25 protein-coding genes and 1 pseudogene are annotated in these 26701 nt (G+C 73.3%); 17 read left to right on the forward strand and 9 right to left on the reverse strand.

The window, feature by feature from the left end; all coding sequences use genetic code 11:
• Positions 1-21 precede the first annotated feature (21 nt).
• The 12 genes from MCAG_RS15585 to MCAG_RS15640 all read left to right on the forward strand — a co-directional run bounded on the left by MCAG_RS15585 (position 22) and on the right by MCAG_RS15640 (position 9244).
• Positions 22-654: a DUF4178 domain-containing protein gene (locus MCAG_RS15585; protein WP_007073946.1), complete on the forward strand. Its 633-nt coding sequence runs from the start codon at positions 22-24 to the stop codon at positions 652-654.
• A 2-nt stretch (positions 655-656) separates the two neighbouring features.
• Positions 657-1220, forward strand: coding sequence for a DUF2617 family protein (locus MCAG_RS15590; RefSeq protein WP_007073947.1), 564 nt, complete (start codon positions 657-659; stop codon positions 1218-1220).
• Entirely contained in the window at positions 1217-1642 is a 426-nt protein-coding gene (locus MCAG_RS15595; protein ID WP_007073948.1) for a DUF4247 domain-containing protein, read from the forward strand. Before MCAG_RS15590 ends, MCAG_RS15595 begins: the two co-directional genes overlap by 4 nt.
• A 31-nt stretch (positions 1643-1673) precedes the next feature.
• Positions 1674-2096: a DUF350 domain-containing protein gene (locus tag MCAG_RS15600; RefSeq protein WP_007073949.1), complete on the forward strand. Its 423-nt coding sequence runs from the start codon at positions 1674-1676 to the stop codon at positions 2094-2096.
• Positions 2096-2881: a hypothetical protein gene (locus MCAG_RS15605; protein ID WP_007073950.1), complete on the forward strand. Its 786-nt coding sequence runs from the start codon at positions 2096-2098 to the stop codon at positions 2879-2881. The genes MCAG_RS15600 and MCAG_RS15605 overlap by 1 nt, the downstream gene beginning before the upstream one ends.
• Entirely contained in the window at positions 2878-4473 is a 1596-nt protein-coding gene (locus MCAG_RS15610) for a polyamine aminopropyltransferase (protein WP_007073951.1), read from the forward strand. The genes MCAG_RS15605 and MCAG_RS15610 overlap by 4 nt, the downstream gene beginning before the upstream one ends.
• A gap of 40 nt (positions 4474-4513) precedes the next feature.
• Positions 4514-5497: a hypothetical protein gene (locus MCAG_RS15615; RefSeq protein WP_036373600.1), complete on the forward strand. Its 984-nt coding sequence runs from the start codon at positions 4514-4516 to the stop codon at positions 5495-5497.
• Between the two features lie 121 nt (positions 5498-5618).
• Positions 5619-6527: a hypothetical protein gene (locus MCAG_RS15620; RefSeq protein WP_007073953.1), complete on the forward strand. Its 909-nt coding sequence runs from the start codon at positions 5619-5621 to the stop codon at positions 6525-6527.
• Positions 6528-6672: 145 nt separating this feature from the next.
• Complete coding sequence (locus MCAG_RS15625; RefSeq protein ID WP_036377273.1) at positions 6673-7284, forward strand: hypothetical protein; 612 nt, start codon at positions 6673-6675, stop codon at positions 7282-7284.
• 9 nt (positions 7285-7293) lie between these two features.
• Positions 7294-8103, forward strand: coding sequence for an SDR family oxidoreductase (locus tag MCAG_RS15630; RefSeq protein WP_007073955.1), 810 nt, complete (start codon positions 7294-7296; stop codon positions 8101-8103).
• A 166-nt stretch (positions 8104-8269) separates the two neighbouring features.
• Positions 8270-8809: an orotate phosphoribosyltransferase gene (gene pyrE, locus MCAG_RS15635; protein ID WP_007073956.1), complete on the forward strand. Its 540-nt coding sequence runs from the start codon at positions 8270-8272 to the stop codon at positions 8807-8809.
• A gap of 57 nt (positions 8810-8866) precedes the next feature.
• On the forward strand, positions 8867-9244 hold the full coding sequence (locus MCAG_RS15640; protein WP_007073957.1) for a helix-turn-helix transcriptional regulator: 378 nt from the start codon (positions 8867-8869) through the stop codon (positions 9242-9244).
• A gap of 179 nt (positions 9245-9423) precedes the next feature.
• Here MCAG_RS15640 and MCAG_RS15645 read toward each other — a convergent pair whose 3' ends face one another.
• From MCAG_RS15645 to MCAG_RS15660, 4 genes are all read right to left on the reverse strand, one after another.
• The gene (locus MCAG_RS15645; RefSeq protein WP_050777981.1) at positions 9424-10287 is read right to left on the reverse strand and encodes a DedA family protein; all 864 of its coding nucleotides are present in this window, start codon (positions 10285-10287) and stop codon (positions 9424-9426) included.
• A gap of 52 nt (positions 10288-10339) precedes the next feature.
• Complete coding sequence (locus tag MCAG_RS15650; RefSeq protein WP_007073959.1) at positions 10340-12862, reverse strand: polynucleotide kinase-phosphatase; 2523 nt, start codon at positions 12860-12862, stop codon at positions 10340-10342.
• Entirely contained in the window at positions 12859-14343 is a 1485-nt protein-coding gene (locus MCAG_RS15655; protein ID WP_007073960.1) for a 3' terminal RNA ribose 2'-O-methyltransferase Hen1, read from the reverse strand. The genes MCAG_RS15650 and MCAG_RS15655 overlap by 4 nt, the downstream gene beginning before the upstream one ends.
• Positions 14344-14416: 73 nt before the next feature.
• A complete protein-coding gene (locus MCAG_RS15660; RefSeq protein ID WP_036373603.1) occupies positions 14417-14629 on the reverse strand; it encodes a hypothetical protein in 213 nt (70 codons plus the stop codon).
• Between the two features lie 131 nt (positions 14630-14760).
• Between MCAG_RS15660 and MCAG_RS15665 the strand changes: the two genes are divergently transcribed.
• Together MCAG_RS15665 and fbaA are read left to right on the forward strand one after the other, a co-directional pair.
• Positions 14761-15144 carry a phage holin family protein gene (locus tag MCAG_RS15665; protein WP_036373606.1) on the forward strand — a complete coding sequence of 128 codons (384 nt, stop codon included), beginning with the start codon at positions 14761-14763 and terminating at the stop codon, positions 15142-15144.
• A gap of 177 nt (positions 15145-15321) precedes the next feature.
• Positions 15322-16344: a class II fructose-bisphosphate aldolase gene (fbaA, locus tag MCAG_RS15670; RefSeq protein WP_007073962.1), complete on the forward strand. Its 1023-nt coding sequence runs from the start codon at positions 15322-15324 to the stop codon at positions 16342-16344.
• 125 nt (positions 16345-16469) lie between these two features.
• Here fbaA and MCAG_RS15675 read toward each other — a convergent pair whose 3' ends face one another.
• Positions 16470-17702 carry an LOG family protein gene (locus MCAG_RS15675; protein ID WP_007073963.1) on the reverse strand — a complete coding sequence of 411 codons (1233 nt, stop codon included), beginning with the start codon at positions 17700-17702 and terminating at the stop codon, positions 16470-16472.
• A 283-nt stretch (positions 17703-17985) separates the two neighbouring features.
• Between MCAG_RS15675 and MCAG_RS30890 the strand changes: the two are divergent.
• Positions 17986-18405: pseudogene (locus MCAG_RS30890) on the forward strand (DUF3151 domain-containing protein); the annotation flags it as partial.
• 64 nt (positions 18406-18469) lie between these two features.
• On the opposite strand, the gene MCAG_RS15680 reads toward MCAG_RS30890, so the two are convergent.
• Positions 18470-20509 carry a hypothetical protein gene (locus tag MCAG_RS15680; RefSeq protein WP_007073964.1) on the reverse strand — a complete coding sequence of 680 codons (2040 nt, stop codon included), beginning with the start codon at positions 20507-20509 and terminating at the stop codon, positions 18470-18472.
• Positions 20510-20659: 150 nt separating this feature from the next.
• On the reverse strand, positions 20660-21658 hold the full coding sequence (locus MCAG_RS15685; protein ID WP_007073965.1) for a hypothetical protein: 999 nt from the start codon (positions 21656-21658) through the stop codon (positions 20660-20662).
• 122 nt (positions 21659-21780) lie between these two features.
• On the opposite strand from MCAG_RS15685, the gene MCAG_RS15690 reads away from it, so the two are divergent.
• Together MCAG_RS15690 and purD are read left to right on the forward strand one after the other, a co-directional pair.
• A complete protein-coding gene (locus MCAG_RS15690; protein ID WP_007073966.1) occupies positions 21781-23070 on the forward strand; it encodes an adenylosuccinate synthase in 1290 nt (429 codons plus the stop codon).
• A 163-nt stretch (positions 23071-23233) separates the two neighbouring features.
• Positions 23234-24484 carry a phosphoribosylamine--glycine ligase gene (gene purD / locus MCAG_RS15695; protein ID WP_007073967.1) on the forward strand — a complete coding sequence of 417 codons (1251 nt, stop codon included), beginning with the start codon at positions 23234-23236 and terminating at the stop codon, positions 24482-24484.
• Between the two features lie 228 nt (positions 24485-24712).
• Here the strand turns inward: purD and MCAG_RS15700 are convergent, their stop codons facing one another.
• Both MCAG_RS15700 and MCAG_RS30895 read right to left on the reverse strand, forming a co-directional pair.
• Complete coding sequence (locus MCAG_RS15700) at positions 24713-26275, reverse strand: AMP-binding protein (protein ID WP_036373612.1); 1563 nt, start codon at positions 26273-26275, stop codon at positions 24713-24715.
• Positions 26276-26531: 256 nt separating this feature from the next.
• Positions 26532-26701: acyl-CoA dehydrogenase family protein (locus tag MCAG_RS30895; protein ID WP_255349015.1), on the reverse strand; the 170-nt coding region annotated here is incomplete at its 5' end.

A 26701-nucleotide genomic window follows, 5' to 3' on the forward strand; every position in this document is an offset into this window, starting at 1 on the left:
GCGACTGGGGAGGCGATCGGGTTGGACGGTTCGGTGGCGTACTTGGTGACGGCGGCAGGCTGCCTGGTCGCGGTGGCCGGTGTCGTCATCGCCGTGGTGGCGATGCAGCGCTCCCGCAAGCGGGCGGCCGGGCGACCCGGCCCGGTGGACCCGTTCCGGGACCGCGACGCCGACGCGCTGCGGGGTGACCCGCGCCGGCTGGGCCCCGGCGACATCGTCGAGATCCGTGGCACGTCGTACGCGGTGCGCGGCTCGATGCTGCTCAGGGAGGGTAGCTGGACCTGGTCGGAGCACCTGCTCGACGACGCCGGCGGCGGCCAGCTCTGGCTCTCCGTCGAGGAGGACCCGGACGTGGTGATGGTGCTCTGGACGACCGACCCGGCGCTCACCCTCACCCCCGGCGCGGCGAGCATCGACCTCGACGGCCACCGGTACACCAGCAGGGAGGCCGGGCACGCGCGGTTCACCGCCACCGGGACCACCGGCCTCGACCCGTCCGGCGCGATGCGGTACCACGACTACCGGGGCCCGGGGACGCTGCGGCTCTCCTTCGAGGCGTACGGCAACGCCGCGTGGGAGGTGGCCCGGGGCGAGGAGCTGCACCGTTCCGACGTGATGATCTACCCGCAGGCCGGCCCGGGGAAGGTGAGCTGACCGTGCTGGTCACCCTCGACGCCCCGTACGTCGACACCAGCGCCGCCGACCTCAGCCTGGCCCTCGGCGACGGCGAGCGCCCCGCGCTGCACGTGCTCGACCTCGACCTGCCCGCCGGGATCCGGCTGCGGCTGCGGCTGCTCGGCGCCTCCCACCAGGTGGTGCTCCGCGCGGCCGGCACCGAGCTGACCGAGACCGTCGCCTGCCTGCCCGGCCGCCCGCCCGAGCTGCCGGCCACCCGGCTCGACGAGGTGAACGGCTACCGGTTCACCGCCACCGTGCTGCGCCCGCAGGGGGCGGAGCTGAGCGCCCGGGTCGCCGCGCTCCGCGCCGAGCTGGCCGGCGACCCGTACGCGCTGGTCGGGGTGTTCCCCGGCGACGTCGACGCGGTGACCGCCCTGGCGGTGCGCACCGACCCGCCGGACGGGGCGGTCGGCTGGCGTACCTGGCACGCGTACCCCCAGACCAACGAGCTGGTCCTGACCGAGACGGTGGTGGCGCTTGTGAGCGCGAGGAGTGAGCCGGGTTTGCGAGCCCCGCAGTCGCGAGCGGAGGTGGCGCTGTGACGTACCGGCGCTGGTTCGTGGTGGGAGCGGCGGTCGCCGTGGTGGGCGCGCTGCTCGCCGCCTTCGCGATCCTCTACGGCAACTTCTCCCCCCGTGGGTACGTGCAGGACCGGTACAGCCGGGCGGCCGGCCGCGACATCGGAGCGGCAGCCGTGGCGTACACCTCGGCGAAGTCGCCGAGCCAGGTCGCCAAGGAGGTCACCGACGCCTGGCAGCCGGCCGACCAGTACGTCGACGGCAGCGGCGTCTACCTGCGCTACGACGACGACTCGGTGGTGATCCTGCCGATCGCCGCCGGATCGGTGATCCTGCTCGAACGCCTTACCACCGCCTACCCCCGATACCACTCGACCGTCGGGTCGCACTGGGGCTGGGGACGCGGCAGCACCGTCCGGGGCGGCGGCCCCGGCTCCGGCAAGTAGCCCGACGCACGCCCCTCACCCTGGAGTCCCCTTGCAGAACCTCGTCACCGATCTGCTGGTCACCCTCGCCTACGGCATGGTCGGCGTCGTCCTGATGGGCGTCGGCTACGGACTTGTCGACGTGGCCACCCCCGGCAAGCTGCACGAACTGATCTGGACCGAGCGCAACCGCAACGCCGCCCTGCTGCTCTCCTCGAACCTGCTCGGCGTCGGCACCATCGTGGTCGCCGCGATCCTCGCCAGCGAGGACGACTTCGTGATCGGCCTTGTCGGCGCGGCGGCGTACGGGATCGTCGGCCTGGTCATCATGGCCGCCGCGTTCCTGCTGCTCGACGCCGTGACCCCAGGGCGGCTCGGTGAGCTGCTGGTCGACCCGGAGCCGCACCCCGCCGTGTGGGTGTCCGCCGTCGTGCACCTGGCGACCGGCGCGATCATCGCCGCCGCGATCAGCTGATGGCCGCCGGCAAGCACCCGGGCGGCGGGCGGCCCGGCCGGCCGGTCGTGGCGGCGAAGAAATCGTCGGCGGCCGGCTGGATCATCGCGCTGGTGACCGTCGTCCTGGTCGGCGGCTGCATCGGCATCGGCGTGGCCAACCGCGACTCGGGCGGCACCATGGTTCCCGCCCCGACCGCCAACGAGCGGGCCGACACCGTGCCGATCCTCGCCCAGGCCGCCGCCAGCCAGGGCATCTGCTACGGCTGGCGGCTGGAGAGCTGGTACGGCTCCGCCCCGGTCAGCGTCGGCTCCAACCTCGGCGACGAGGTCGCCGTGGTCGACAACCCGTCCTGCCCGCGCTGGGTCGAGGTGGTCGCCGACGTCCGGTACACGTCGGAGAGCAGCGAGAGCAGCGACTACGCGATCGTGAGGGTGACCGGCTCCCCCGACATCGACCGCTCCGACCTGCACGCCGTGGAGACCGGCCTCGCCCGGTTCGGGCTGGACTCCGACCGCTTCGTCGACGACCCCGGCTGGGCCGTCTGCCGGGCCGCCGTCGCGCTGCCGCTGCTGCTCGCGGAGACCGGTGTGGTGTCGCCCGCTGCCACCCCGAGCGCCCAGCCCGGTGCGGCCGTGTCGCCGCTGCCCGCCGCCGGCAGCGACTTCTGGCGGGACCGCTGGGGCTGGCTGCTAGTCATCGGCGGACTGCTGCTGGTCACCGCGTTGCTGTTCACCGTCGGCCTCGTGCAGCGGGGGCGGCAGCGCGCGGCGGCCTCCGCCGGGCGTACCCAGGAAAAGGCGTGACCACCGGGACACCGGCGGCGGTCGACGGCGGGACGTCCGCCGCCCGGCCGCGCTGGCGGCTGGCCCGCTCGGCGGTGCTGGCCGCGGTCTTCGTCTGCGCGGCCTGCGGCCTGGTCTACGAGCTGGCCCTGGTCGCGCTCGGCAGCTACCTGATCGGCGACGCCGTCGGCCAGGCGTCGATCGTGCTCGGCGTGATGGTCTTCGCGATGGGCGTCGGCGCGCTCGCCGCGAAGCCGTTGCAGTCCCGGGCCGCCGCCGCGTTCGCCGTGGTCGAGCTGGCCCTCGCCCTGCTCGGCGGGCTGTCGGTGCTCGGCCTCTACGCCGCGTTCGCCTGGCTGGACCTGTACGGTCCGGCGCTGGTCGGCACCGCGTTCGTGCTCGGGCTGCTGATCGGCGCGGAGATCCCGCTGCTGATGGTCATGCTGCAACGCATCCGGGAGCAGTCCGCCGGCAGCGCGGTGGCGGACCTGTTTGCCGCCGACTACGTCGGCGCGCTGCTCGGCGGGCTGGCCTTCCCGTTCCTGCTGATCCCGGTCTTCGGGCAGCTCAAGGGTGCCCTGGTGGTCGGCGCGGTGAACGCGGTGGCCGGCGTGGCGCTGGTGTGCACGGTGTTCCGGGCAGAGCTGAGCCGCCGGGCGCGGGTCGCCGTCGGCGCGGGCTCCGTCGCGGTCGCGCTCTGCCTGGGGTACGCCTGGATCACCGCCGCCGACTTCGAGGTGACCGCCCGGCAGCAGCTCTACCGGGACCCGGTGGTGCACGCCGAGCGCAGCCGCTACCAGGAGATCGTGCTGACCCGCTCGGTGCGGGAGGTCGGCCACGCCGACACCGACCTGCGACTGTTCCTCAACGGCGACCTCCAGTTCAGCTCGGTCGACGAGTACCGCTACCACGAGGCGCTCGTGCATCCGGCCCTGAACGGCCCGCGCGGCGAGGTGCTGGTGCTCGGCGCCGGCGACGGGCTCGCGGTCCGGGAGATCCTGCGCTACCCCGACGTGCGCCGGGTGACCGTGGTCGACCTCGACCCGGCGGTGGTGGCGCTGGCCCGCAGGGAGCCGCAGCTACGCGAGCTGAACGGCGACGCGTTCGCCGACCCCCGGGTGCGGGTGGTCAACGTCGACGCGTTCGGCTGGCTGCGCGCCGCCACCGAGCGGTTCGACGTGGTCGTCGCCGACCTGCCCGACCCCGACGAGACGGCCACCGCCAAGCTCTACACCGTCGAGTTCTACTCGCTGGTCCGGGCGGTGCTCGCCGAGGGCGGACGGCTGGTGGTGCAGTCCGGCTCGCCGTACTTCGCGCCCCGGTCGTACTGGTCGATCGAGGCGTCGGTGCGCGAGGCCGGTTTCGCCACCATGCCCTACCACGTCGACGTGCCGAGCTTCGGCGACTGGGGTTTCGTGCTCGCCGCGCCCGGGACCGCCCCGCCCGCGCTGGCGCTGCCCGCCGACGTCCCTCGGCTGCGCTTCCTGACCGCCGGCACGCTGGCGTCGGCCGCGAACTTCCCCGCCGACCGGGGTCGGCTCGACGTGCCCGCCTCCACGCTGCTGCGGCCCCGGGTGCTGGAGTACGCCCGCGTGGAGTGGCGCGGCTACTAGCGTCGGGACCATGGTGCGAGGACCGTCGCGTCGGCACTGGATGCCACCCCGGGCGCTGGCCGCGGCGGCGTACCTTCAGGCGTTCGTCCTGTCCGGGGTGGCCGCCGTGCTGCTGACCCGGGCGTACCTGCGGGCCACCGGCTACCCCCAGCTCGGCGGCGGCGGCCTGCACATCGCGCACGTGCTCTGGGGCGGCCTGTTGATGACCACCGGCCTTGGCGTGGCGCTGGTCTTCCTCGGCGGGGCGGCCCGGATGACCGGCGCGATCCTTGGCGGGATCGGGTTCGGCCTGTTCATCGACGAGGTGGGCAAGTTCGTCACGGCCCGTACCGACTACTTCTACGCCCCCGCCGCCAGCATCATCTACGCCATCTTCGCGATACTCGTGGTCATCACCCAGGCGGTCCGGGACCGGACCCGGCTGATCCCGGCCGAGCGGACCGCGAACGCGCTGGACGCGATGGCCGGTGGCCTGATCGACGGGCTCACCGACCGCCGCCGGGTGGAGGTACTGCTGCTGACCCGGGGCTCGGGCGCGGATACCGAGGCCGCCGTGGCCGCGCTGCTCGACGCGGTGCCCTGCCGGGAGTCGCCGCCACCCAGGTTCTGGCAGCCCTGGCTGGCCCGCGGCCGGCGGGTGGCCGTCGGGCTGACCGACCAGCGGTGGGTGGTCCGCTCGGTGGTGCTCTACGTGGTGGTGAATCCGGCGCTGACCGTGGTCGGGGTGGTGATCGACGGGGTGACGGGCACGCTGGACGAGGAGCGGGAGTGGGGCGCGGTGCTCGGCGTATCGGCGTCGGCGCTGGCCACGGCGGTGCTCAGCGTCACGGCGGCGGTCCGGCTGCGCGGCAACCGGCTCGGCGCGTTCCGGCTGTTCAAGCTGGCGATCCTGGTGGACCTGCTGTTCGGGCAGGTCTTCAACTTCACGGTCAACCAGTTCGGGGCGGTCGCCGCGCTGGCCTTCGACGTGTTCCTGCTCGCCGTGGTGACGGCCGAGCACCGCCGGCTGTCCCGGACCAGGTGACGCCCGATGCGACGGATCGGGCGGGCCGGGGCGACCGATGGGTGGCCGCCGCTCGTTTCGCCGGCAGGCGGCACGGGACTGCGGACGATACCGTGACGGCGTGATCTAGAAGGGAGAAGTCATGGTCGAATCCCACAGCACGCCGTCGCGGACCCGTCCGGGCATCGTGACGCTGTCTGGCTACCTACTCATGATCTTCGCGTTCCTCCAGCTCGTCGGTCTTGTCGCGACGATCGCGGTGAGCGGCCGGCTCCGGCAGGGCTTCGAGGACGCGTTTGAGGGCACGTCGAGCGGGGCGGAGGGGCTGGGCACCTTCGTCGTCGGTTTCGCCATCGGCAGCGCCGTGTTGATGCTGGTGCTCGCCCTGGTCCTCGTCGTCCTGGCGATCTTCAACAACCGCGGCAGCAACGGTAGCCGCATCACCACCTGGGTGCTCGGTGGCATCATGCTCTGCTGCATCGGCGGCAGCCTGATCAACGGCGCGGCCGGCTCGGTGGGCGGGCCGTCGGCCGGCGGCGACGCGCCGAGCGCCGAGGAGATCGAGCGCAGCCTGAGCGGGGCGCTGCCCTCCTGGTACACCCCGGTCAGCATGCTGCTCGGGGTCGTCGGCCTGCTCGCCGTGCTGGCCGCGCTGATCCTGCTGGCCCTGCCGAAGGCGAACGAGTTCTTCCGCAAGCCGAAGCAGGGCTGGGAGCCGCCGGTCCCGGGTGCCGCCTACCCGGCGTACCCGCAGAATCCCGGTTACCCGCAGACCCCGGGCTACCCGGCGGCGCCCGGCCAGCCTGGCTATCCGTACGGTCAGCCCGGCCACCCGACGTACCCGCACGGGACCTCCGGCTCGTCCGCCCCGGACCAGCCGCCCTACCCGGACCAGCCGGGGCCGTCCGCGTCCGGCCGGCCGGACCCGTCCGGGCCCGGGCAGTGGGGCGACCCCGGGCCGTCGTCGTCCGGCGGCGGGGGCGACTCCGGCGGCTCTTCGTCCGGCGGTGACTCCGGCTCTTCGTCCGGCGGCTCCTCGTCGTCGGACTGAGCGTCGGCGCGGCCCCGCCCGGGTTCGCCGGGCGGGGCTCGCTGCGACAACGGTGACACTGATGCGCTCCCCCTCCAGGTAGGTTCCACTTGACTACTGACCGTGTGCTGGCCGAAGCGCAATGAGAGGTAACGGATTCGTCGTGTTGCCGTACCCCGATCAGGTGCCGGCCCGTCGTCCCGCGACCGTCGGGCTGGCCGCGTCGGTGCTGGTGCTGATGGCCGCCGGTGCCGTGGCCTCGGCGGTCGCCGGGCTGCTCGTCCTCGGCGGCACCGTCGACCGGTTCCGGTCGGCGGCGGCCGGCACATCGGCCGGTACGGCGGAGATCGACGATCTGGTTCTCCTGCTGCGGGGCGCGACGGTGGTGTCGGCGGCGGTGACCGTGCTGGTGGGCGTCGTGCTGGTCGGCCTGGCGGCCGGGCTGCTCGTGGGCCGGGCCGGAGCCCGGGTGGCGACCTGGGCGGTCTGCGGTCTGGGCGTGCTGTTCGGCTGCTGCGGGGTGGCGCTGCTGGTCGGCCAGCGGGCCGTGCCGCTGCGGCTGGCCGACGGCGAGCGGTCCACCGCAGAACTACTCGGCCTGGTCGGCGACGCCTACCCGGGCTTCTGGATCTCGATCAACGCCGCCCTTTCGGTCGGCCAGGTGCTCGGTTACCTTGTGGTAGCCGCGTTGCTGGCCTCGCCGAGCGCCAGCGCCTGGTTCCGTCGGCGTCGCCCCGTGCCGGCACCGGCCACCGTTTCGTATTACCCGCCCCGCTGAGGATTCTCCGTGACGTCAGAGCAGGTCCCCGCCCAGCGCCGGGCGTTGGTCACCGGCGCGACGGCCGGCATCGGCGCGGAGTTCGCCCGCCGGCTGGCCGCCGACGGCTGGGCCCTGGTGCTGGTGGCGCGCGACGCCACCCGGCTGACGGAGACGGCCGCCGAACTGACCGGCCGGTACGGCCACCCGGTCGAGGTGATCCCGGCCGACCTGTCCACCGACGACGGCTGCGCCGCCGTGGAACGCCGGTTGGCCGGCGACGACCAGGTCGGCCTGCTCGTCAACAACGCCGGGATCAGCCTCAACCAGCCCTTCCTGCGCTCCTCGGTCGCCGACGAGTCCCGCCTGCTGGGGCTCAACGTGCACGCGGTGCTGCGGCTCACCCGCGCCGCGATCGGCCCGATGATCCGACGGGGCGATGGGGCAGTGATAAATGTCTCTTCGGTCGCCGGATTCGGCCCCCTGATGCCGGGGTCGACCTATCCGGCGAGCAAGGCGTGGGTGACCGCCTTCAGCGAGTCCGTCGACCTCACGACCCGCCCCCGGGGGGTGCGCGTGATGGCCCTCTGCCCTGGTTACACCCGCACCGGCGCGCACGAGCGGATGGGGATCGACATGGCGGGCATCCCTCGCCTGCTGTGGCTGCGCACCGAGCAGGTGGTCGACGAAGCACTGCGTGACCTGCGGAAAGGCCGTTCGGTCAGCGTGCCGTCTCGGCGCTACAAGCTGGCCGTGGCGGCGGTGCGGCACGCTCCCCGGGGTCTGCTGCGCCGGTTCGCCCGGGACACCCGGGGCCGCGACGACCGCCATCCCCGCTGACCTGCGACGCGGCGTCATCGGACTGCCTCCGCGGCGGTGCGCCCGGTCCGGCCGGCAGGGCGATCGCACAGAGTAGCCGAATATTGCCAACCATCGGTCGCCCGTGGGGCTGACCGGGGTGGCCCCCACACACACCTCCCAGACTTGCGCAGTACCCTCTATCGCCATGGGGGACCACGACGACCTGCGTAAATTCATCATCGACCTGGCTGTGGTCCATGGGCGTGTGTTGCTCTCCTCCGGCCGGGAGGCGGACTGGTACGTCGATCTGCGACGTGTCACGCTCCATCACCAGGCCGCACCGTTGGTCGGTCGGGTGCTGCTCGATCTGACCGCCGACTGGGAGTACGACGCCGTCGGTGGCCTGACCCTGGGCGCCGATCCGGTGGCGCTCTCCATGTTGCACGCCGCGTCGGCGACCGACCGGTCGCTCGATGCTTTCGTCGTCCGTAAAGCGGGTAAGGCTCATGGTCTGCAACGCCGCATCGAGGGACCGGACGTGGCCGGACGGCGGGTACTGGCGGTCGAGGACACATCGACGACCGGTGGCAGCGTGCTGACCGCAGTGGAGGCGCTGCGCGAGGCCGGGGCCGAAGTGGTGGGTGTGGCAGTTATTGTTGATCGTGGCGCCGGCGACGCGGTGCGAGCCGCTGGACTGCGGTATCGGGCGGCCTATACGTTGGCTGACCTCGGCCTTGTGGCCTAAAAGTTTGCCGATTCGGATCTGCTGATATGCAGGCGGATCGATGCTGCTGGTGGAAGGATGGAATACGTGGGAACTGCGTTGGCTGAAATGACCATGCCTCAGATCTCGCCGCTTGCCGGCGAGCCGATCGAACGCGCCGACGCCGAGCGGCTGGCGGGGGTCCTCAAGGCCCTTGCCGACCCCGCCCGGCTTCGGCTGCTCAGCCTGATCCAGTCGGCCCCCGAGGGCGAAGCGTGCGTGTGCGACCTGACCGCGCCGCTCGGCCTCTCCCAGCCGACGGTCAGCCACCACCTGCGTATCCTCACCGAGGCCGGCTTGCTGGAGCGGGAGAAGCGCGGGGTCTGGGCGTACTACCGACTGGTGCCGACCGCGATCGCCACGATCGCGGATCTGCTGACTCCGCCGCGCAAGCGGGCCACCAAGAAGGCCCGCTGACGAGGTATCTGTTCCGGGCCGTCCCGCCTCAGGACGGCATCGGGTGGCGTGCCAGGGGTGGCGCCACCACCGGACGGTGACGCCTGCCCGGGTCACCGGCAGTCGCCTCGTTACTTCATTGCGGCTTGAACGATGGCCGGTCCCGTTGCCACGGGGCCGGCCATCGACGTACGCGCCCGTCAGCGGCCCTCACCGCGTTCCGGCCAACGACCGCCGTCCTGCGGCGGCTGCTGCCCGTGCCCCTGGTGCGGGGCCTTGTCGTCGTGATGGTGGTGCTCGACCGCGTCGCGCACGGCCTCGACCGCGCCGACCGCGCTCGCGGCGGCGATCACCGTCATGGCTTCGCCCCGCTTGCGGGCCCGCCGGTCGCGCAGGAACTCGAAGAAGATCGGCAGCACCGAGATCAAGATGATCAACGCGACCACCGGCAGGATGTACCGGTCGATCTTGTCGCCGATCGCGCTGTAGATCTGCTCGGCGAGCAGGTAGCCGATCAGCAGGATGCCGTCCACCCAGAGGATCGCGCCGACGACGTTCCACAGGAAGAACTGTCTCGCCGGCATGCCGAGCACCCCGGCCACCGGGTTGAGGAACGTGCGGACGATCGGGATGAACCGGGCCAGCACGACGGCCTTGGCGGGGCCGAACTTCCGGAAGTAGTGCTCCGCCTTCTCCACGTACTCCCGCTTGAACAACCGGGAGTTGGGGCGGTCGAACATCCGCCGCCCGTACCGCGCACCCAGCCAGTGCCCGAGCTGGGCACCGACGATCGCGCAGAGCGGACCGCCGACCAGCAGCCCGACCAGGGAGAGCCGGGTGCCGTCGCCGAAGATCGCGTCCGCCACCGGCGAGGCGGCGACGCCGGCCAGGAACAGCAGCGAGTCGCCCGGGAAGAAGAAGCCGACCAGCAGCCCGGTTTCGGCGAAGAGGATCACCCAGACACCGATCAGTCCGAAGGTCTGGAGCAGATCCTTCGGGTCGAGCGGGTTCAGGGCGACGGTCTCGGAGACCGCTCGTGCCTTCTCTGCTGTGTCCACGGCCACACAGGGTACCGAACCCGGGGCTGGGCCCGACCCGCGCCGCCCCGGGCCGGCGTCACAGGCGTGGGTCCACCGGCTCGGACTCGCAGGCCAGAATGGCGAAGACCAGCTCGTGGCGCCGCCAGAGCGGCGCGCCGTCCGCCAGCGCGGCCAGGGCCGCCAGGCCGAGGGCGTGCTCGCGCAGGGCCAGCCCTCGCTTGCGGCCCAGTGACCGGCGGCGCAGCGCGGCGAGCTGCTCCGGATCGGTGTACCCCGGGCCATAGATGATCCGCAGGTACTCCCGGCCCCGGCACTTGATCCCGGGCTGGAGCAGCGACCCCTTCGGCGACCGGGCGGCCAGCCCCGCGTACGGCTTGACCACCATCCCCTCCCCGCCGGCGGCCGTCAGCGCCAGCCACCAGCCAATCGCGTCGGCCTCGGCCGAGGCGTCGGCCAGGTCGACGACGCGCCGCCGGGTGACCGTGAAGAACCCCGGGTCGGTGGCGCACAGCCGGTCGGCCAGGTCCAGGTGCCAGCCGTGGTCCCGGTCGACGTGGCTCGCCCCGGCGGAGGCGAGCACCGCGAACGGGGCGAGGGTCACCCCGGCCAGCCCGTCAGTCGGCCCCACGTACGCCCGGTACGCCGCCGAGTACGCCTCGACGTCCGCCAGGCGCGCGGCCATCCGGTCCCGCAGGTCGTCCACCGGCAGGCCCCGCCCAACCGCCGCGTCGAGGGTGGCCAGCACCGCCGGCAGGGCCGCGCGGCCCGCCGCGCCCACGCTCGCGTACTGCTCGCGGATCAGCCCGCCCGCCTTCGCCGACCAGGGCAGCAGCTCGCAGTCGAGCAGCAGCCAGTCGGTGTCCAGCTCCGCCCAGAGCCCCGCCGCGCCGACCGCCGCCCGGACCCGGCCCAGCAGCTCACCGTCGTGCGGCGGGCCGAAGAACGGCCGGCCCGTGCGGGTGTGCACCACCCCGCCCCCCGGCCCGAACGGGCCGCCGTCCGGGTCGCGGCAGACCAGCACCACCGCCCGCGATCCCATGTGCTTCTCCTCGCAGACCACACGGTCGACGCCGGCCGCCCGGTAGTCGGCGAGCGCCTGCGCCGGGTGCTCCAGGAATTCCTCGGCCGTGGCCGTCGAGCAGGGTGCCATCGTCGGCGGCAGCCAGGTCAGCCAGCGCGGGTCCACCGCGAAGCGGCTCATCACCTCCAGCGCGGCGGCGGCGTTCTCCGCCGGCACGGTCAGCGTCCCGTACGCGTGCTCGACGTGCCGCCGCCCGGTCACGTCGCGCAGGTCGAGCACCGTGTCCGGGCGGGCCGGGGTGGGCGCGACCAGCGGACGGGCCGGGGCGTACCACTCACGCGCGGCCGGGACCGAGACCAGCTCCCTCTCCGGGTACCGCAGCGCGGTCAGCCTCCCGCCGAACACGCAGCCGGTGTCGACGCAGATCGTGTTGTTCACCCACTCCGGCTCCGGGGTGGGTGTGTGTCCGTACACGACCATGGCCGAACCCCGGTAGTCGCGCGCCCACGGGTAGCGCACCGGCAGGCCGTACTCGTCGGTCTCGCCCGTGGTCTCCCCGAACAGCGCGAACGCGCGGACCCGGCCCGACGCGCGGCCCTGGTACTCCTCCTTCAGCCCGGCGTGTGCGACCACCAGCCGGCCGCCGTCCAGTACGAAATGGCTGACCAGGCCGTCGACGAACGCCGCGACCTCCGCCACGAACTCCGCCGGCTCGGCGGCGAGCTGGGCCATCGTCTCGGCCAGGCCGTGGGTGAGTCGCACGTCCCGGCCGCGCAGCTTGCGCAGCAGCTTCTGCTCGTGGTTGCCGGGCACGCAGATCGCGTGGCCGGCCGCCACCATGCCCATCACCAGGCGGAGCACCCCGGGGGAGTCCGGGCCGCGGTCCACCAGGTCACCAACGAAGACAGCGGTACGACCAGCCGGGTGCACCGCGTCCACCGGGCGGCCCGCGTCGTCGTGCCGCAGCACGTAGTCCAGCCGGAGCAGCAGCGCCTCCAACTCCTCGCGGCAGCCGTGGATGTCGCCGACGATGTCGAACGGGCCGGTCAGCTCCCGCCGGTCGTTGAGCAGCTTCTCGTACCGGATCTCCGCCGCGTCGATCTCGTCGACGCCGCGCAGCACGTGCACCTTCCGGAAACCCTCCCGGGCCAGCCGCCCGTACGACTGCCGCAGGTCCCGCTGCATCCGGGCCAGCACCTGCCGGCCGTGCGTGCGGTCGGCCCGACCCTGCGTCCGCTCCCAGGCCACCGCCTCCGGCACGTCCAGCACGATCGCCACCGGCAGCACGTCGTGTTCGCGGGCCACCCGGACCAGCCCGGCGCGGGCGTGCGGCTGGAGGTTGGTGGCGTCCACGACGGTGAGCAGGCCCCGCCGCAGCCGGATCCCCGCCACATGGTGCAGGGCGTCGAACGCGTCGGCGGAGGCCGACTGGTCGTTCTCGTCGTCGGCGACCATCCCCCGGAACGCGTCGGAGGAGAGCACCTGGCTGGGCGCGAAGTGCCGCCGGGCGAAGGTGGACTTGCCGGAGCCGGAGACGCCGACCAGCGCCACCAGGGCCAGCTCGGGAATGTCGATCACCGGGCCTCCGCCAATCCCGCTGCGGCGGCCGTATCCGTTTCGACGGTGGTCCCCGTTGCGACGGTGCGGAACATGGCGAGCTGGGTGGGCGGGCCGACCTCGGGGTCGTCGTCGCCGACGCCCCGGATCGACGCCGTGTAGCCGTACGCCGCCGCGACCCGGTCGACCCAGGCCGCGAACTCGGCCCGGGTCCACTCGAAGCGGTGGTCGGCGTGCCGGAACCGGCCCGCGCCCAGCCCCTCGTAGCGGACGTTGTGTTCCGCGTTGGGCGTGGTCACCACAACCGTGGCAGGCCGGGCGTGGCCGAACACGGCGTCCTCCAGCGCCGGCAGGCGCGGCGGGTCGACGTGCTCGATCACCTCCATCAGCACCGCCGCGTCGTACCCGCGCAGCCGGTCGTCCCGGTACGTCAGGGCGGACTGCCACAGCCGGATCCGGTCCCGCTGCCGCTCCGGCAGCCGGTCCAGCCGCAGCCGGCGGGCCGCCAGCGTCAGCGCCTGGGTGGACACGTCGGTGCCGACGATCTCCGTGTACCGCCGGTCGCCCACCAGGGCGGACAGCAGCGCACCGGGGCCGCAGCCGAGGTCCAGCACCCGGGTCGCCCCGCTGGCTTCGAGCGCGGCGAGTACCGCCTCGCGGCGGCGCAGCGCCAGCGACGGCTGGCGCGGGGCACCCGCGTGCTCCTCCCCGGCCACGCTGTCGGGGGGTGGCTCCTCGGCCAGCTGCTGCTCGGCGAGGCGGGCCATGGCCTCCCCGGCCAGGGCACGCTGGTGGGCCAGGTAGCGGCGGGTGATGGTGGCCCGCTCCGGGTGGTCGGAGAGCCAGCCGGCACCCGCCCGGAGCAGCTTGTCGATCTCGTCCGGGGCGACCCAGTAGTGCTTCGCGTCGTCGAGGACCGGCAGCAGCACGTACAGGTGGTTGAGGGCGTCGGCGAGCCGCAGCGTGCCGGTGAGCGTCAGGTCGACGTACCGGCTGTCGCCCCACCCCGGGTGGGTCTCGTCGAGCGGGATCGGGACGGCCGTCACCGCCCAGCCCAGCGGGGCGAACACCCGGCTGGCCAGGTCGCTGCCGCCTCGGCACCGCAGCACCGGGACCCGCACCTGGAGCGGGATCGGCGCTGCGGCCAGCTCCGGCCGGTCCCGGGACTCGCCGCGCAGGGCCGAGCGGAACACCTTGGCTAGCGCGGAGGAGAGCAGGCTCGACGCGGCGTACGGCCGGTCGTTGACGTACTGGCTGAGGGTGAACGTGTCCGGGGCGGCCGACTGGCTGCGGCCCCGGCCCCCACCGCGTCCGCCGGCCAGCCGCAGCGGGTCGACGTCGACCAGCAGCGCGGCGGTGCAGCGCCGCTCGTCGGCTTCGGGGTAGACCACGTGCGCCGCGCCGACGGGCAGCTCGAAGGAGTGCACTCGGTCGGGGTGCTTGACCAGCAGGTACCCGAGGTCGGTGGCGGGGCGGTGCGTAGTGGTGAGGGTGAGTAGCACGAGCCCATGGTGTCAGGCGGTTCGATCTTGCGTCGCCCGCCTTTCGCTGCCCGGGGATCTCGCGCGGCTCGGCTCAGCGGTAGTCGTCCTCGTCCCCGGCGACCACCCGGGCCTGCTCCATGGCGTCCCAGTCGCTGACCTCCAGGCCCCGGCTCGGCTCCCCCTCGCCGTCGGCCGGGTCGGTGGAGGCGGCCTGCTCCACGGCGTCGGCCGCAGGTGCCTCCGGGTCCCGCTCCTCCGCAGCGAGGTGGTCGCTCGGGGTGAAGTCCTCGTCGGGCTGACCCATCGTCCCTCCCTGGATCCGGTGGAAAGCTACCCACACCGTACGGGCTGCTCGGGTGGCGGCGCTCGGTGCCGGGTGGCCAAGTCGCCGGATTCCTCGTTATCGGGCCCGCTCGCGATGCCAGGATGGTTGCCGTGGGCTTCCTGATCCGGCTGGCGATCACCGCGGTCGCGTTGTGGATCACCACGTTGATCGTGCCCGGCGTCGAGGTCGACGGCCGGACCGGCGGCAACACCGTGCTGACCCTGGTGGCGGTGGCGTTGATCTTCGGCGTGGTCAACGCCGTGCTCAAGCCGGTGATCAAGGTGGTGGGCTGCGTCTTCTACCTGCTGACCCTGGGGCTGTTCGCGCTGGTGGTCAACGCGCTGTTGTTCCTGCTGACCGACTGGATCGCGCGGCACCTGGACCTGCCGTTCCGGGTGGACGGCTTCTGGGCCGCCTTCTGGGGTGCCATCGTGATGGCGGTGGCGAGCTGGCTGATCAGCGTCGTCGTGCCGGACAGCCTGGAGGACCGGTGAGGCCGACCGGTCGTCGCCGGGCCTTGTGGGCGGCCCACTTGGCGGACCGGCCATGGGTCGGTTGCGTCCTCGGTCACCTCCTGCGGGATACTTCCGGCGGAGGACAGCGCGGTCCGGCGCACCCACGGAAGACAGCGGCCGGTGACGGCCGACAGCGGTAAGTAAGGAGCGTTCGACATGCCCATCGCTTCCCCCGAGGTCTACGCAGAGATGCTGGACCGCGCCAAGGCGGGCCGGTACGCGTACCCCGCGATCAACGTGACGTCCTCGCAGACGCTGAACGCGGCGCTCAAGGGCTTCGCCGACGCGGAGAGCGACGGCATCATCCAGGTTTCCACCGGCGGCGCGGAGTACCTCTCGGGCCCGTCCGTCAAGGACATGGTCACCGGGGCGGTGGCGTTCGCCGCGTACGCGCACGAGGTCGCCAAGAAGTACCCCGTCAACGTCGCGCTGCACACCGACCACTGCCCGAAGGACAAGCTGGACAAGTTCGTCCGGCCCCTCATGCAGATCTCCAAGGAGCGGGTCGCCGCCGGCCAGGAGCCGCTGTTCCAGTCGCACATGTGGGACGGCTCGGCCGTTCCCGTGGCGGAGAACCTGGAGATCGCCGCCGAGCTGCTCGACCGGGCCGCCGAGGCCAAGATCGTCCTTGAGATCGAGGTCGGCGTCGTGGGCGGCGAGGAGGACGGCGTCGAGAACGCCATCAACGACAAGCTTTACACCACCGTCGAGGACGGCCTGGCCATGGTCGAGGCGCTCGGCCTGGGCGAGAAGGGCCGCTACATGGCGGCGCTGACCTTCGGCAACGTGCACGGCGTCTACAAGCCGGGCAACGTGAAGCTCCGCCCGGAGATCCTGAACAACATCCAGGAGGCGGTCGCCGCCAAGTACGGCAAGGAAAAGCCGCTCAGCCTGGTCTTCCACGGCGGCTCCGGCTCGCTGCTGTCGGAGATCCGCGAGGCGCTGGACTACGGCGTGGTGAAGATGAACATCGACACCGACACCCAGTACGCCTTCACCCGGCCCGTCGCCGACCACATGTTCCGCAACTACGACGGCGTGCTGAAGATCGACGGCGAGGTTGGCAACAAGAAGCAGTACGACCCGCGTACCTGGGGCAAGCTGGCCGAGGCCGGGCTCGCCGCCCGTGTCGTCGAGGCCTGCGAGCACCTGCGCTCCACCGGCACCAAGCTGAAGTAACCCCCGCTGTGCGGAAGCGCCCTTGTCGACGTCCGGCGTCGACAAGGGCGCCCCGCGCTACACCTGATTCCGCGCCGTGCCGAGCGCCGCGATCTTGGCCGGCCACAGGACCGGGCCCGGGGTGGTCAGGGTCGCCCACTCTCGCCGGCGGTCAGGACCCGGACCGCCTCGCGCACGTCGTCGGTGAGGTGAACCGTGTCCGACAGGTCGCCGAACGGCGAGGCGGCCAGCAGCGGACGCAGCAGCGACTCCACCGGCAACTCCGTCGTCCAGTACGACCGGTCCAGGAAGACGTACGCGCCGCTCGCCCCGTCCGTGCCGTAGTACGTCTTCGTCGCCGCCTGGAACACCTCCTGCACCGTGCCCGCCCGGCCGGGCGCGAAGACGATCCCGCCCCGGGCCAGCCGCAGGATCGTGTCCTCCCGGATGGCGTTCGAGAAGTACTTCGCGATCCGCTCCGCGAACAGGTTCGCCGGCTCGTGCCCGTACAGCCACGTCGGGATGGCCAGCCCACCGGCCCGCGCCCAGTCCAGGCCCAGGTTGCGGTCCAGGTCGCGCTGCCGGGGCACCGCCGCCGGCGCGTACCGCACCCTGACCTCCAGGGCGGCGGAGGTGTACCGGTCGTGGTCGGTGAAGTCCGGCGCGGTCGCGAGCAGGTCGATCGCCGCCGTCAGCTCCTCGGCCGGGCGGGTCGACAGGTACGCGCCCAGATTCGCCGCCTCCATCACGCCCGGCCCGCCGCCGGTCACCACCAGCCGGTCGGCCCGGGCCAACTCCCAGCCCAGCACCGCCGCCATCCGGTACGACACGCTGCCCCGGCGTACCGCGTGCCCGCCCATCACGCCCACCACGGACTGCGGCCCGTGCGTGGCGAGCCAGGCGCGGGTGGCGTCGACCAGCGCATTGTCCACGCCGTGGTCGTGCAGCCGTTGGCCGAGTGCCTCCTTGACCTCCGGCAGCGCCCCGCCGTGCGCCCGGAAGTGGTCGTACACCCGGGTGTCGTACATGCCGGCGAAGCCGCCCTCGGCGAACCCGGCGGCCAGGTCCTCCGGGGTGTAGAGGTGCGACGGCTGGGTCGGGTACGGCAGCCCGGAGAAGGGCGGCACCACATTCGCGCCGCGCCGGACCAGGTCCGCGCCCACCTCACGAGAGGCGAAGCGGCAGCCGACGAAGAGGGTGCCGGTCACCTCCGTCCCGCTGAGGTCGGGGACCGGGGCGACGTCGAGGCGCAGGCCCTGGACGGTCAGCCCGGCCAGGCTGCCGGTGGTCAGCCGCTGCTCGAACGCGCTGCGGGTCTCGATCTCGGTGGCGCTGGTGTCGTGCGGGGAGAGCACGTCCGCGGGAGGTGGGGTCGGCACGACGCCATCCTGCCCGCTTGGGTCAACCCCGCAAACCATCTGGTACGCACAGGAGCCCGGTGGCGAGGCCACCGGGCTCCTGCTCCAACCGGGTCCTGGGGAGGCTCCGGACTCATAGTTGTAGTGGAAAACACGTTCCGCGGGCATTAGCCGCAGGTCCCGCCGCCGTGGACCGCAGGGATCCGCGGCACGACCACAGGCGTGACGAAAGCCTCAACCGTTCGGGTAGCCGGGTCTGCCGACCCCCTCGCGTGGCGCAGAGCGAAGCGGGTTGAATGGGACGATGCAGAACCTGTTGCCTGAGCCGCCGGCCACCCTCCTGCCGGCCCACGACGAGGCCGACGCCGCGCTGGCCGCCGCCCAAGAGGCCGGCACCGACGAGGCGTACGCCGAGGTCGCGGCCCGTTTCCCGACGTACGGCGCGGGCTGGGCCGCGCTCGCGAGCCGGGCCCTGGCCGACGGCCAGGTCGTTCCCGCGTACGCCTACGCCCGGACCGGCTACCACCGGGGCCTGGACCAGCTACGCCGCAGCGGCTGGAAGGGGCACGGCCCGGTGCCCTGGTCGCACGCGCCGAACCGGGGCTTCCTCCGCTGCCTCTACGTGCTGTCCCGGGCCGCTGGCGAGATCGGCGAGGCGGACGAGCCCGCCCGCTGCGCCCAGTTCCTGCGCGACTGCGACCCGACGCCCGAGGACGTCCTTGCCAAGCGCCTGACCCATCGGAGTACAGTGTGCGCGGCCCGACACCGTCGGGCGGCCGCCACGCTGGTCAGAGCCCCTCGGCCACGGACGCGGCGATCTTCAGCCAGGCGTCGCGGGTGGCCGACGAGAGCTGCCCGTACCGGATCGGCTCGCCCGTGTCGATCAACCGCTCGTATGGGGCGAGCAGCACCGCCCGGGTGCGGGCCGCGAAGTGCTCCTGGATGGCCGGCAGGTCGATCTCCTTGCGCGACGGCGGCATCGAAACCACCGTCACCGCCTGCCGGACCAGCCGCTGCCGGCCGCTCTGCTCCAGGTGGTCGAGCATCCGGGCGGCCGTCTCCGCCGAGTCGTTGCGGGCCGACATGGTCACCACGAGCTGGTCCGTGGCGTCCATTGCGGCCTGCCAGTTCTGCGCCCGGACGTTGTTGCCGGTGTCCACGAAGATCAGCTTGTAGAACCGGCTGACCACCTCCCGGATCTCGGCGAAGGCCGACGCGGTGAGCATCTCCCCGCCGGTGGCCGACTCGTCCGAGGCGAGCACGTCGAACATCCCCTCGCCCTGCGAGCGGACGTACTGCGACAGGTCGCCGACCCGCCCGTGCGCGCCCTGGAACTGGCCGAGGTCGCGCAGCATGTCGCGCACCGTACGGGAGTGGAAGTCCTGCTGGGCGCGCATCCCGAGGGTGCCCTGTGTCTCGTTGTTGTCCCAGGCCAGCACGTACCCGCCGCGCTTTTGACCGAAGGTCATGGCGAGCAGCAGGATGGCCACGGTCTTTCCCGCGCCGCCCTTCGGGTTGACCACGGTCACCTGGCGCAGCCCGCCGAAGTTGCGCCGCACCATCTCGATGTCGCGGCGCAGCTCCTGCTCGTGCCGCCCCGGCGGGAGCTTGATCAGCCCCGTCCTGTTCACCACGGCCCGCACGCCCATCGTGGCCACCGGGTCGGCCGGGCGCACCTGCCGGCGCCGGGCGAAGTCCTCGGCGGTCGGCGCGATTCCGGTGTCCGGCGTCCACGCCGGTTCCGGGTACCCCGGCGGCACCCGGGTCACCCCGTCCGCCTCCCGGTACGGCGGCTGCGGCACCGGTGTCACCTGCTGCTGCGGGGCCACCTGCTGCGAGGGCTGCGGCGGCCAGCCCGGGGGGTACCACCCTGGCTGAACCGCCCCGGCGTGCGCCTGGTCGGGGTGCGTCGGTGCGGGCAGGGCGGGGTCCGGCCGGGCCGGGCCGGAGTGCTGCTGCGGCCCGGGACCCCACCCCACCTCAGTTTCGCCCGCCGTGGCCGGGTAGCCCCCGGTGTAGGCGTCGACCGGCCCGGCGGTGTAGGCGTCGGCCGGCCCGGCTACTGCGGGCGGGTACGGGGTCGGGGCCAGCGGCCCCGGCGGGTTCATCACCGGCGGGAACGGCCCGGGCGGCTGCGGCCCCGCCGCCTCCACCGGTCGCGGTGCCGCGTCGACAGCAGCCGGGGGCGGTGCGGGTCGTGGCGCACCGTCGGCCGGCCGGGCCCACTCCTGCGCGTCCGGCTGCCGCGTCGATCCCACGTCGACGGTCGGCTCGGGCTCGCCCGCCGGCCGGGTCCCGCCGCCGGGTCGCTGTGGCGGCAACGCCCACGGCGACTCGGCCACCCGTCCCCCGCCGTTCGACGTCGGGACGGCCACCGGCCCGCCCCGGGCCGCCCCGGCGTCGCCGACCGTCGTCACGCCCGGTGCCACCGGGGCCGGCCCGGCGGCAGTCGCGTCCCCGGGGACCGGGGGTGCCCCGGCCGACGTCTGCGGGTCCAGGGTGAAGGGCAGGTTCAGGTCGACCGGACCGGGCACCGGTTGGTACCGGGCGTACGTGCTCGGCTCGGCGCCCAGCGACGGGTAGGCGTCCGGGGCGACGAACGACGGCACGGGATCGGCCGGCGGTGGCCCGGGATCGGCCGGGTTCGGCACCGCCTGATTCGGCACCGGCAGGTGGGCGGCCGTCGCGGCCCACGCCGGGGCGGAGCCGTCCGGCCCGTGATCGGTCGGTTCCGGCGGCCAGAGTGGTTCGATGTCCCGCTCCGGCACCGGCTGCTGGCCGGGCACGTGGACCCGGTCGGCGTTGTCGTCCACGCGGTTCCTCTCCATTCCTCCTGTCGAGGATAGGCCCCGGAGCCGAGCCGCCGGGATCGATGCCGATCTCCGCCGATCGTCACCCCCGCCGTCGGTCGTCCGCCGTCGGTCGTCCCGTCGGTCGCGGCGGGGCGCGTCGACGGTCCACCCGGACGGTTCGCCGGGTCAGGCCGTCCAGACCGCCCAGGCCGCGGGCTCGGTCCACCAGGAGCGCTTCCGGCTCAGCTCGCCCTCGACCCCGTCGTCGAGATAGGGCACCCGCTCGTCGCGCGGCACGACGGCCACCGCGCGTCCCCGCGCCCGGCGTACCTCGAACCGCATCCGCTTTCTACCCAACGCGGCGCGGGTCACCACGGGAACGGCCACCGCGACCTCGACCATGCCGTCCGTCGGGTCCCCGGCGGTGAGCAGCGGCAGCCCGTCGAGCCGGGCGTACCCGCCCGCGTTGCCGATGGCACAGGCCAGCAGCGGGTCGTCGCCGGCGGAGAGCACGGCGTCGTCCACCTCGATGCGGCCCCGCCAGTGCAGCGGCCGGCCGGCGTCGTCGGCGGCCCCGATCAGCGCGCCGTCCAGGGTCACCGAGCCGCCGTCGTTGCGCAGCAGGTCCAGCCGCCGGGCAGTGCCGTCCAGCACGGCGGTGGCCACCGCCGCCGGGTCGCGCGGCAACCCGAGCTGCGCGGCCAGGTCGCGCTGCCCGCCGCTGCGGGCCGGATCGAGCGGGAGTACGCCCACCGGCGGCAGGTCCGGCACCGTACGGTTGCCGGGCAGGTCGGCGGGGCGACGGCTGGGCGGTGGGGCGTACCGCCGGACGAGCCGGCGCACGACGGCGCGCAGCTGACCGTCGCTGGCGGTGGCGACGACCAGCCTGGTCTTCGAGTCCGGGTCGGGCCAGGCGAGCCCGTCGGGGCGGGGTGGGCCGTCGAGCCGGGCCAACACCTCGTCGATCTCCGCGTCCGAGTGGGCGGTGACCGTCTCCACCCGGGCGCCTCGGGCGGTCAGGGCGTCCGCGCAGGCGAGCACCGGCACCCGGGGAGTCTCGCACCGCTCCTTGGCGCGACCTGCGTCACCGGTCGTGCCGTCGCCGCAGCAGGCGTCGCCGCTGCCACAGCCCCCGCCGGGAGCGTCCCGCCCCGAGCCGAGGGTGAGCAGCACCACGTCGTACACGAAGGAGCCTCCTGCCTCTCGACGAACCCCTGCCGGTGCCGTCGTGACCTCTTGTTAGCCTGACACCCCGGGCTCGCTTACCGGTCGCCACCTGGCACCCGAGCCTTCTGGAGGCGGAGAAGATGCCAGCGATCGTGCTCATCGGCGCTCAGTGGGGCGACGAGGGCAAGGGCAAGGTTACCGACCTGCTGGGTGAGCGGGTCGACTACGTCGTGCGCTACTCCGGCGGAAACAACGCCGGCCACACGGTGATCACCCCGGACGGGCAGAAGTACGCGCTGCACCTGATGCCGTCGGGCGCGCTCTCGCCGAGCGCGATGATCATCATCGGCAACGGTGTCGTGGTCGACCCGAAGGTGCTGCTGACCGAGATCGACGGCCTCGCCGAGCGCGGCGTGGACGTCTCCCGGCTGCGCATCTCCGGCGACGCGCACCTGATCATGCCGCACCACCGGGCCCTGGACCGGGTGGTCGAGCGGTACCTCGGCAGTTCCCGGATCGGCACCACCGGCCGGGGCATCGGCCCGGCGTACGGCGACAAGGTCGCCCGGATGGGCATCCGGCTCCAGGACCTGCTCGACCCGGGCATCCTGCGCAAGAAGCTGGAACTCGCCCTGCGCGAGAAGAACCAGATCCTGTTCAAGGTGTACAACCGCAAGGCGATCGACGTCGACGCGACCGTCGAGGAATACCTCGGCTACGCCGAGCGGCTCAAGCCGTACATCGCCGAGACCCGGGTGATGCTCTGGGACGCCCTGGACCGGGGCGAGACGGTGTTGCTGGAGGGTGCCCAGGCCACCATGCTCGACATGGACCACGGCACCTACCCCTTCGTGACCTCGTCGAACCCGACGGCGGGCGGGGCGTGCGTGGGCGCGGGCATCCCGCCGACCGCGATCAACAAGGTCATCGCGGTGAGCAAGGCGTACACCACACGGGTGGGTTCCGGCCCGTTCCCCACGGAGCTGTTCGACGACAACGGCCAGCACCTGCGCAAGGTCGGCCACGAGTACGGCACGACCACCGGCCGGGAGCGCCGCTGCGGCTGGTTCGACGCCGTCGTCGCCCGGTACGCGTGCCGTCTCAACGGTGTCACCGACCTGGTGATCACCAAGCTGGACGTGCTCACCGGCCTGCCGAAGGTCCCGCTCTGCGTCGGGTACGAAATCAACGGCGAGCGCTTCGACGACATGCCGATGACGCAGACCGACTTCCACCACGCCACGCCGATCTACGAGGAACACGACGGCTGGTGGGAGGACATCACCAAGGCGCGCACCGAGGCCGACCTCCCGGAGAACGCGAGACGCTACATCGCGCGCATCGAGGAGCTCTGCGCCACCCGCGTCAGCGTGGTGGGCGTCGGCCCGGGCCGCGAGGAGAACGTGACCCGCCACCCCCTGCTCCCCTAGCGTTTCCCGTGATCAAGAGGTTTGCGTCACACCCCCACTGACCCCCCACCCACCCGGGTGATCAAGAGGATTCGGTCAATCTGCAGATTGAAGTTGACGTCAACCTGTTGATCCCCGGGGAGGGCGGGGGAGGGGAGTTGGCGGGTCGGTAGAGTTCGTGGGCGTGCGCGTACTTCTTTTGGGTGGTGGGGGGCGCGAGCATGCGCTCGCCCTGGGGCTCGCTTCCGATCCGGCCGTCGAGGGGCTGATCGCGGCGCCGGGTAATCCGGGGATCGCCGAGGTGGCCGAGCTGCGGGCGGTGGATGCCGCCGATCCCGCCGCCGTCGCCACGCTGGCCGTGGAGACCGGCGCCGACCTGGTGGTGATCGGGCCGGAGGCACCGCTGGTGGCCGGGGTCGCCGACGCCGTACGCGCCAAGGGGATCGCCGCGTTCGGGCCGTCCGCCGAGGCCGCCCGGCTGGAGGGCTCGAAGGCGTTCGCCAAGGACGTGATGACCGCCGCCGGCGTGCCCACCGCGCGGGCGCACACCTGCACGGACCCGGAGAACACGGCGAAGGCGCTGGACGAGTTCGGCCCGCCGTACGTGGTGAAGAACGACGGGCTGGCCGCCGGCAAGGGCGTCGTCGTCACCGACGACCGGGCCGCCGCGCTGGCGCACGCCGCCGAGTGCGGCCGGGTCGTCGTCGAGGAGTACCTGGCCGGCCCCGAGGTCTCCCTCTTCGTGGTCACCGACGGCGAGGCCGCGCTGCCGCTGCTGCCCGCGCAGGACTTCAAGCGGGTCGGCGACGGCGACGCCGGCCCGAACACCGGCGGCATGGGGGCGTACGCGCCGCTGCCCTGGGCCCCGCCCGGCCTCGTCGACGAGGTCATGGCCGACGTCGTCCACCCGACCCTCGCCGAGATGCGCCGCCGGGGCACCCCGTTCGCCGGCCTGCTCTACGTCGGCCTGGCGATGACCGCCGCCGGCCCCCGGGTGATCGAGTTCAACGCCCGCTTCGGCGATCCGGAGACCCAGGTCGTGCTGGCGCTGCTGGAGACGCCGCTCGGCGGCCTGCTGCACGCCGCCGCCACCGGCACCCTGGCCAACCACCCGCCGCTGCGCTGGCGCGACGGCGCGGCGGTGACCGTGGTCGTGGCCGCCGGAAACTACCCGGGCACCCCGCGTACCGGCGACGTGATCACCGGTGCCGACCGTCCGGGCGTCATCCACGCGGGCACGGCCCGCCGGGCCACCGACGGGGCGTTGCTCTCCGCCGGGGGCCGGGTCCTCTGCGGTACGGCCACCGGCCCCACCCTCGCCGCCGCGCGCGACGCCGCGTACGAGCTGGTGGGTGGCATCGGGCTGGCGGGCTCGCACCACCGCACCGACATCGCCGCCGCGGCGGTCGACGGCCGGATCACGATCCCCGGCTGATTCGGGGATCGTGACCCGGCGAGCAGGTTCCGGTGGGACCGGTCAGGCCATGCCGAGCGCGGCGACCGTGCCGGGGGCCGCGACGGTGAGCAGGACGGCGAGCGCCGTGGCGGCGACCGTACGCCGATTCATGATCTTCATGCCGGTAAGCCTGCCGGCTCTGCTGGCCCGAGGGCAGCCGGGGAAGTCCCCCGACCCACCCGGGCGACGGCCTCGGGGGATCCCCGGTCAGCCGAAGTAGCGGTGCAGCTCCCGGGTGAGCACCTTGCCGGTGGCGTTGCGCGGCAGGTACTTCACGAAGACCACGTCACGGGGGACGCTGAACTGGGCCAGGTAGTGCCGGACGTACTCGCGGACCGCCTCCGGGTCGAGGGTCTCGCCGGGGTGCAGGGCGAGGAACGCGGCGAGCCGCTGGCCGTACTCCTCGTCCGGCACGCCGATCACGGCCACCTCGCGGACCTGGGGCAGCCGGGCGACCAGGTCCTCCACCTCGGACGGAAACACGTTCTCCCCGCCGGAGACGATCATGTCGTCGGCCCGCCCGTCGACGAAGAGCAGCCCGTCGGCGTTGACCCGGCCGAGGTCACCGGTGTCCAGCAGCCCGTCCCGGCTCTCCCGGGCGGCGCCGGAGGTGTAGCCCTCGAAGAGCATCTCGTTGCCGACGAAGATCCGGCCGACCTGGCCGGTGGGGACCGGCCGGCCCTCGTCGTCGAGGACGCGCAGCTGGGTGCCGTGCGGCGGCCGGCCCGCGGTGGTCGGGGCGGCCCGCAGCTCGGTGGGGCCGGCGATGGACGCCCAGGACACCTCGGTCGAGCCGTACAGGTTGTATAGGACGTCGCCGTAGGCGTCCATGAAGCGCAGGGCGAGCCCGCCGGGCAGCGCCGACCCGCTGAGGGCGACCACCTTCAGGGGTGGCTTCTGCTCGGGCGGCGGCACCTCCATCAGCCGCTGCACCATCACCGGCACGGCGAACATGGCGTCGCAGCGGTGCGCCGCGAGTGCGTCCAGCGTGGCGGCCGGGTCGAAGCGGCGGTGCAGCACGATGGTCGCCCGCAGGGCGAAGCAGACCTGAAGGGCCGCGTACCCCCAGGTGTGGAACAGCGGCGCGGCGATCATCACGGTGTCCCGGACGTGCAGCGGGATGCGGTCGATGATGGACACCAGCGGGCCGAAACCGTGCGGGGTGGGCCGGCGCGCCCCCTTGGGCGCGCCGGTGGTGCCGGAGGTCAGCACGACGGTCCGGCCCTCGCGCGGTGGCGGCTGGAGGTCGCTGGGCGGTGCCGCCGCGACCAGTTCCTCCAGCCGGGCCTCGTCGACCCGGTGCAGTTCGGCGGGGAGGCCGAGGGTCCGCTCGGCGAACTCGGCGTCGTGTACGAGGACCTTGAGCCCCTGCTCCTCGGCGACGGTGGCGAGTTGAGCGGGGGAGAGCCCGGTGTTGACCAGCACCGCGTCCGCGCCGAGCAGAGTGGATGCGACCACGGCCTCGACCAGCCCGTGATGGTTGCGGCAGAGCAGCCCGATGGGGTCTCCGGGGGCCACGCCGAACACGCTGCGTAGCGACTTGGCCAGCCGTTCGGCCCGGTCGAGCAGGGCACCGTACGTCAGCTCCGTGCCCCGTTCGTCGACCACGGCGGTGCGGTCCGGGTCCCGGGCGGCGGCCTGGCGCAGCTCACCGGCGAGGTTCCAGCCCCACCGGCGCAGTGCGTTGAGTTGCGCGGCGACCCGGATCGGCCGGCCCGGGGTGAGCAGCCCGCGCCGGGTCAGCGTGGCGACGGTGAACGGCAGATCCATCCGCGGTCTCCTTCGGTGGCGTGCGGGCAGGGCCCCACCTGGAACTCCGTGCCCGGCGGGGGCCTGTCGATCATGCACCGGCGGTGGTGGCGGGGCCCAATCACGCCCTGCTCACGGGCCTTTTCGGTGCCTTCCGTGGCCGCGCCGGAGCCCTCGGTGACGAGGGCTCCGGCGCGGCTGCCGTACGTGGTGGTGCGGTGACGGGCGCGGGATGGTCCGGCTGGTCCGGTGTCGAGGCCGCGGTGGCGGCTCGGGCTCAGCGGACGTACACCCCGGAGATGGCCCGGGAGATCACCAGCCGCTGGATCTCCGACGTGCCCTCGAAGATGGTGTAGATCTTCGCGTCCCGGTACCAGCGCTCGACCGGGTGGTCCCGCAGGAAGCCGGCCCCGCCGAGTAGCTGTACGGCCTTCTCGGTGACCGCCA

Origin of the sequence: Micromonospora sp. ATCC 39149 (assembly GCF_000158815.1) — a bacterium.
Classification (GTDB): Bacteria; Actinomycetota; Actinomycetes; order Mycobacteriales; family Micromonosporaceae; genus Micromonospora.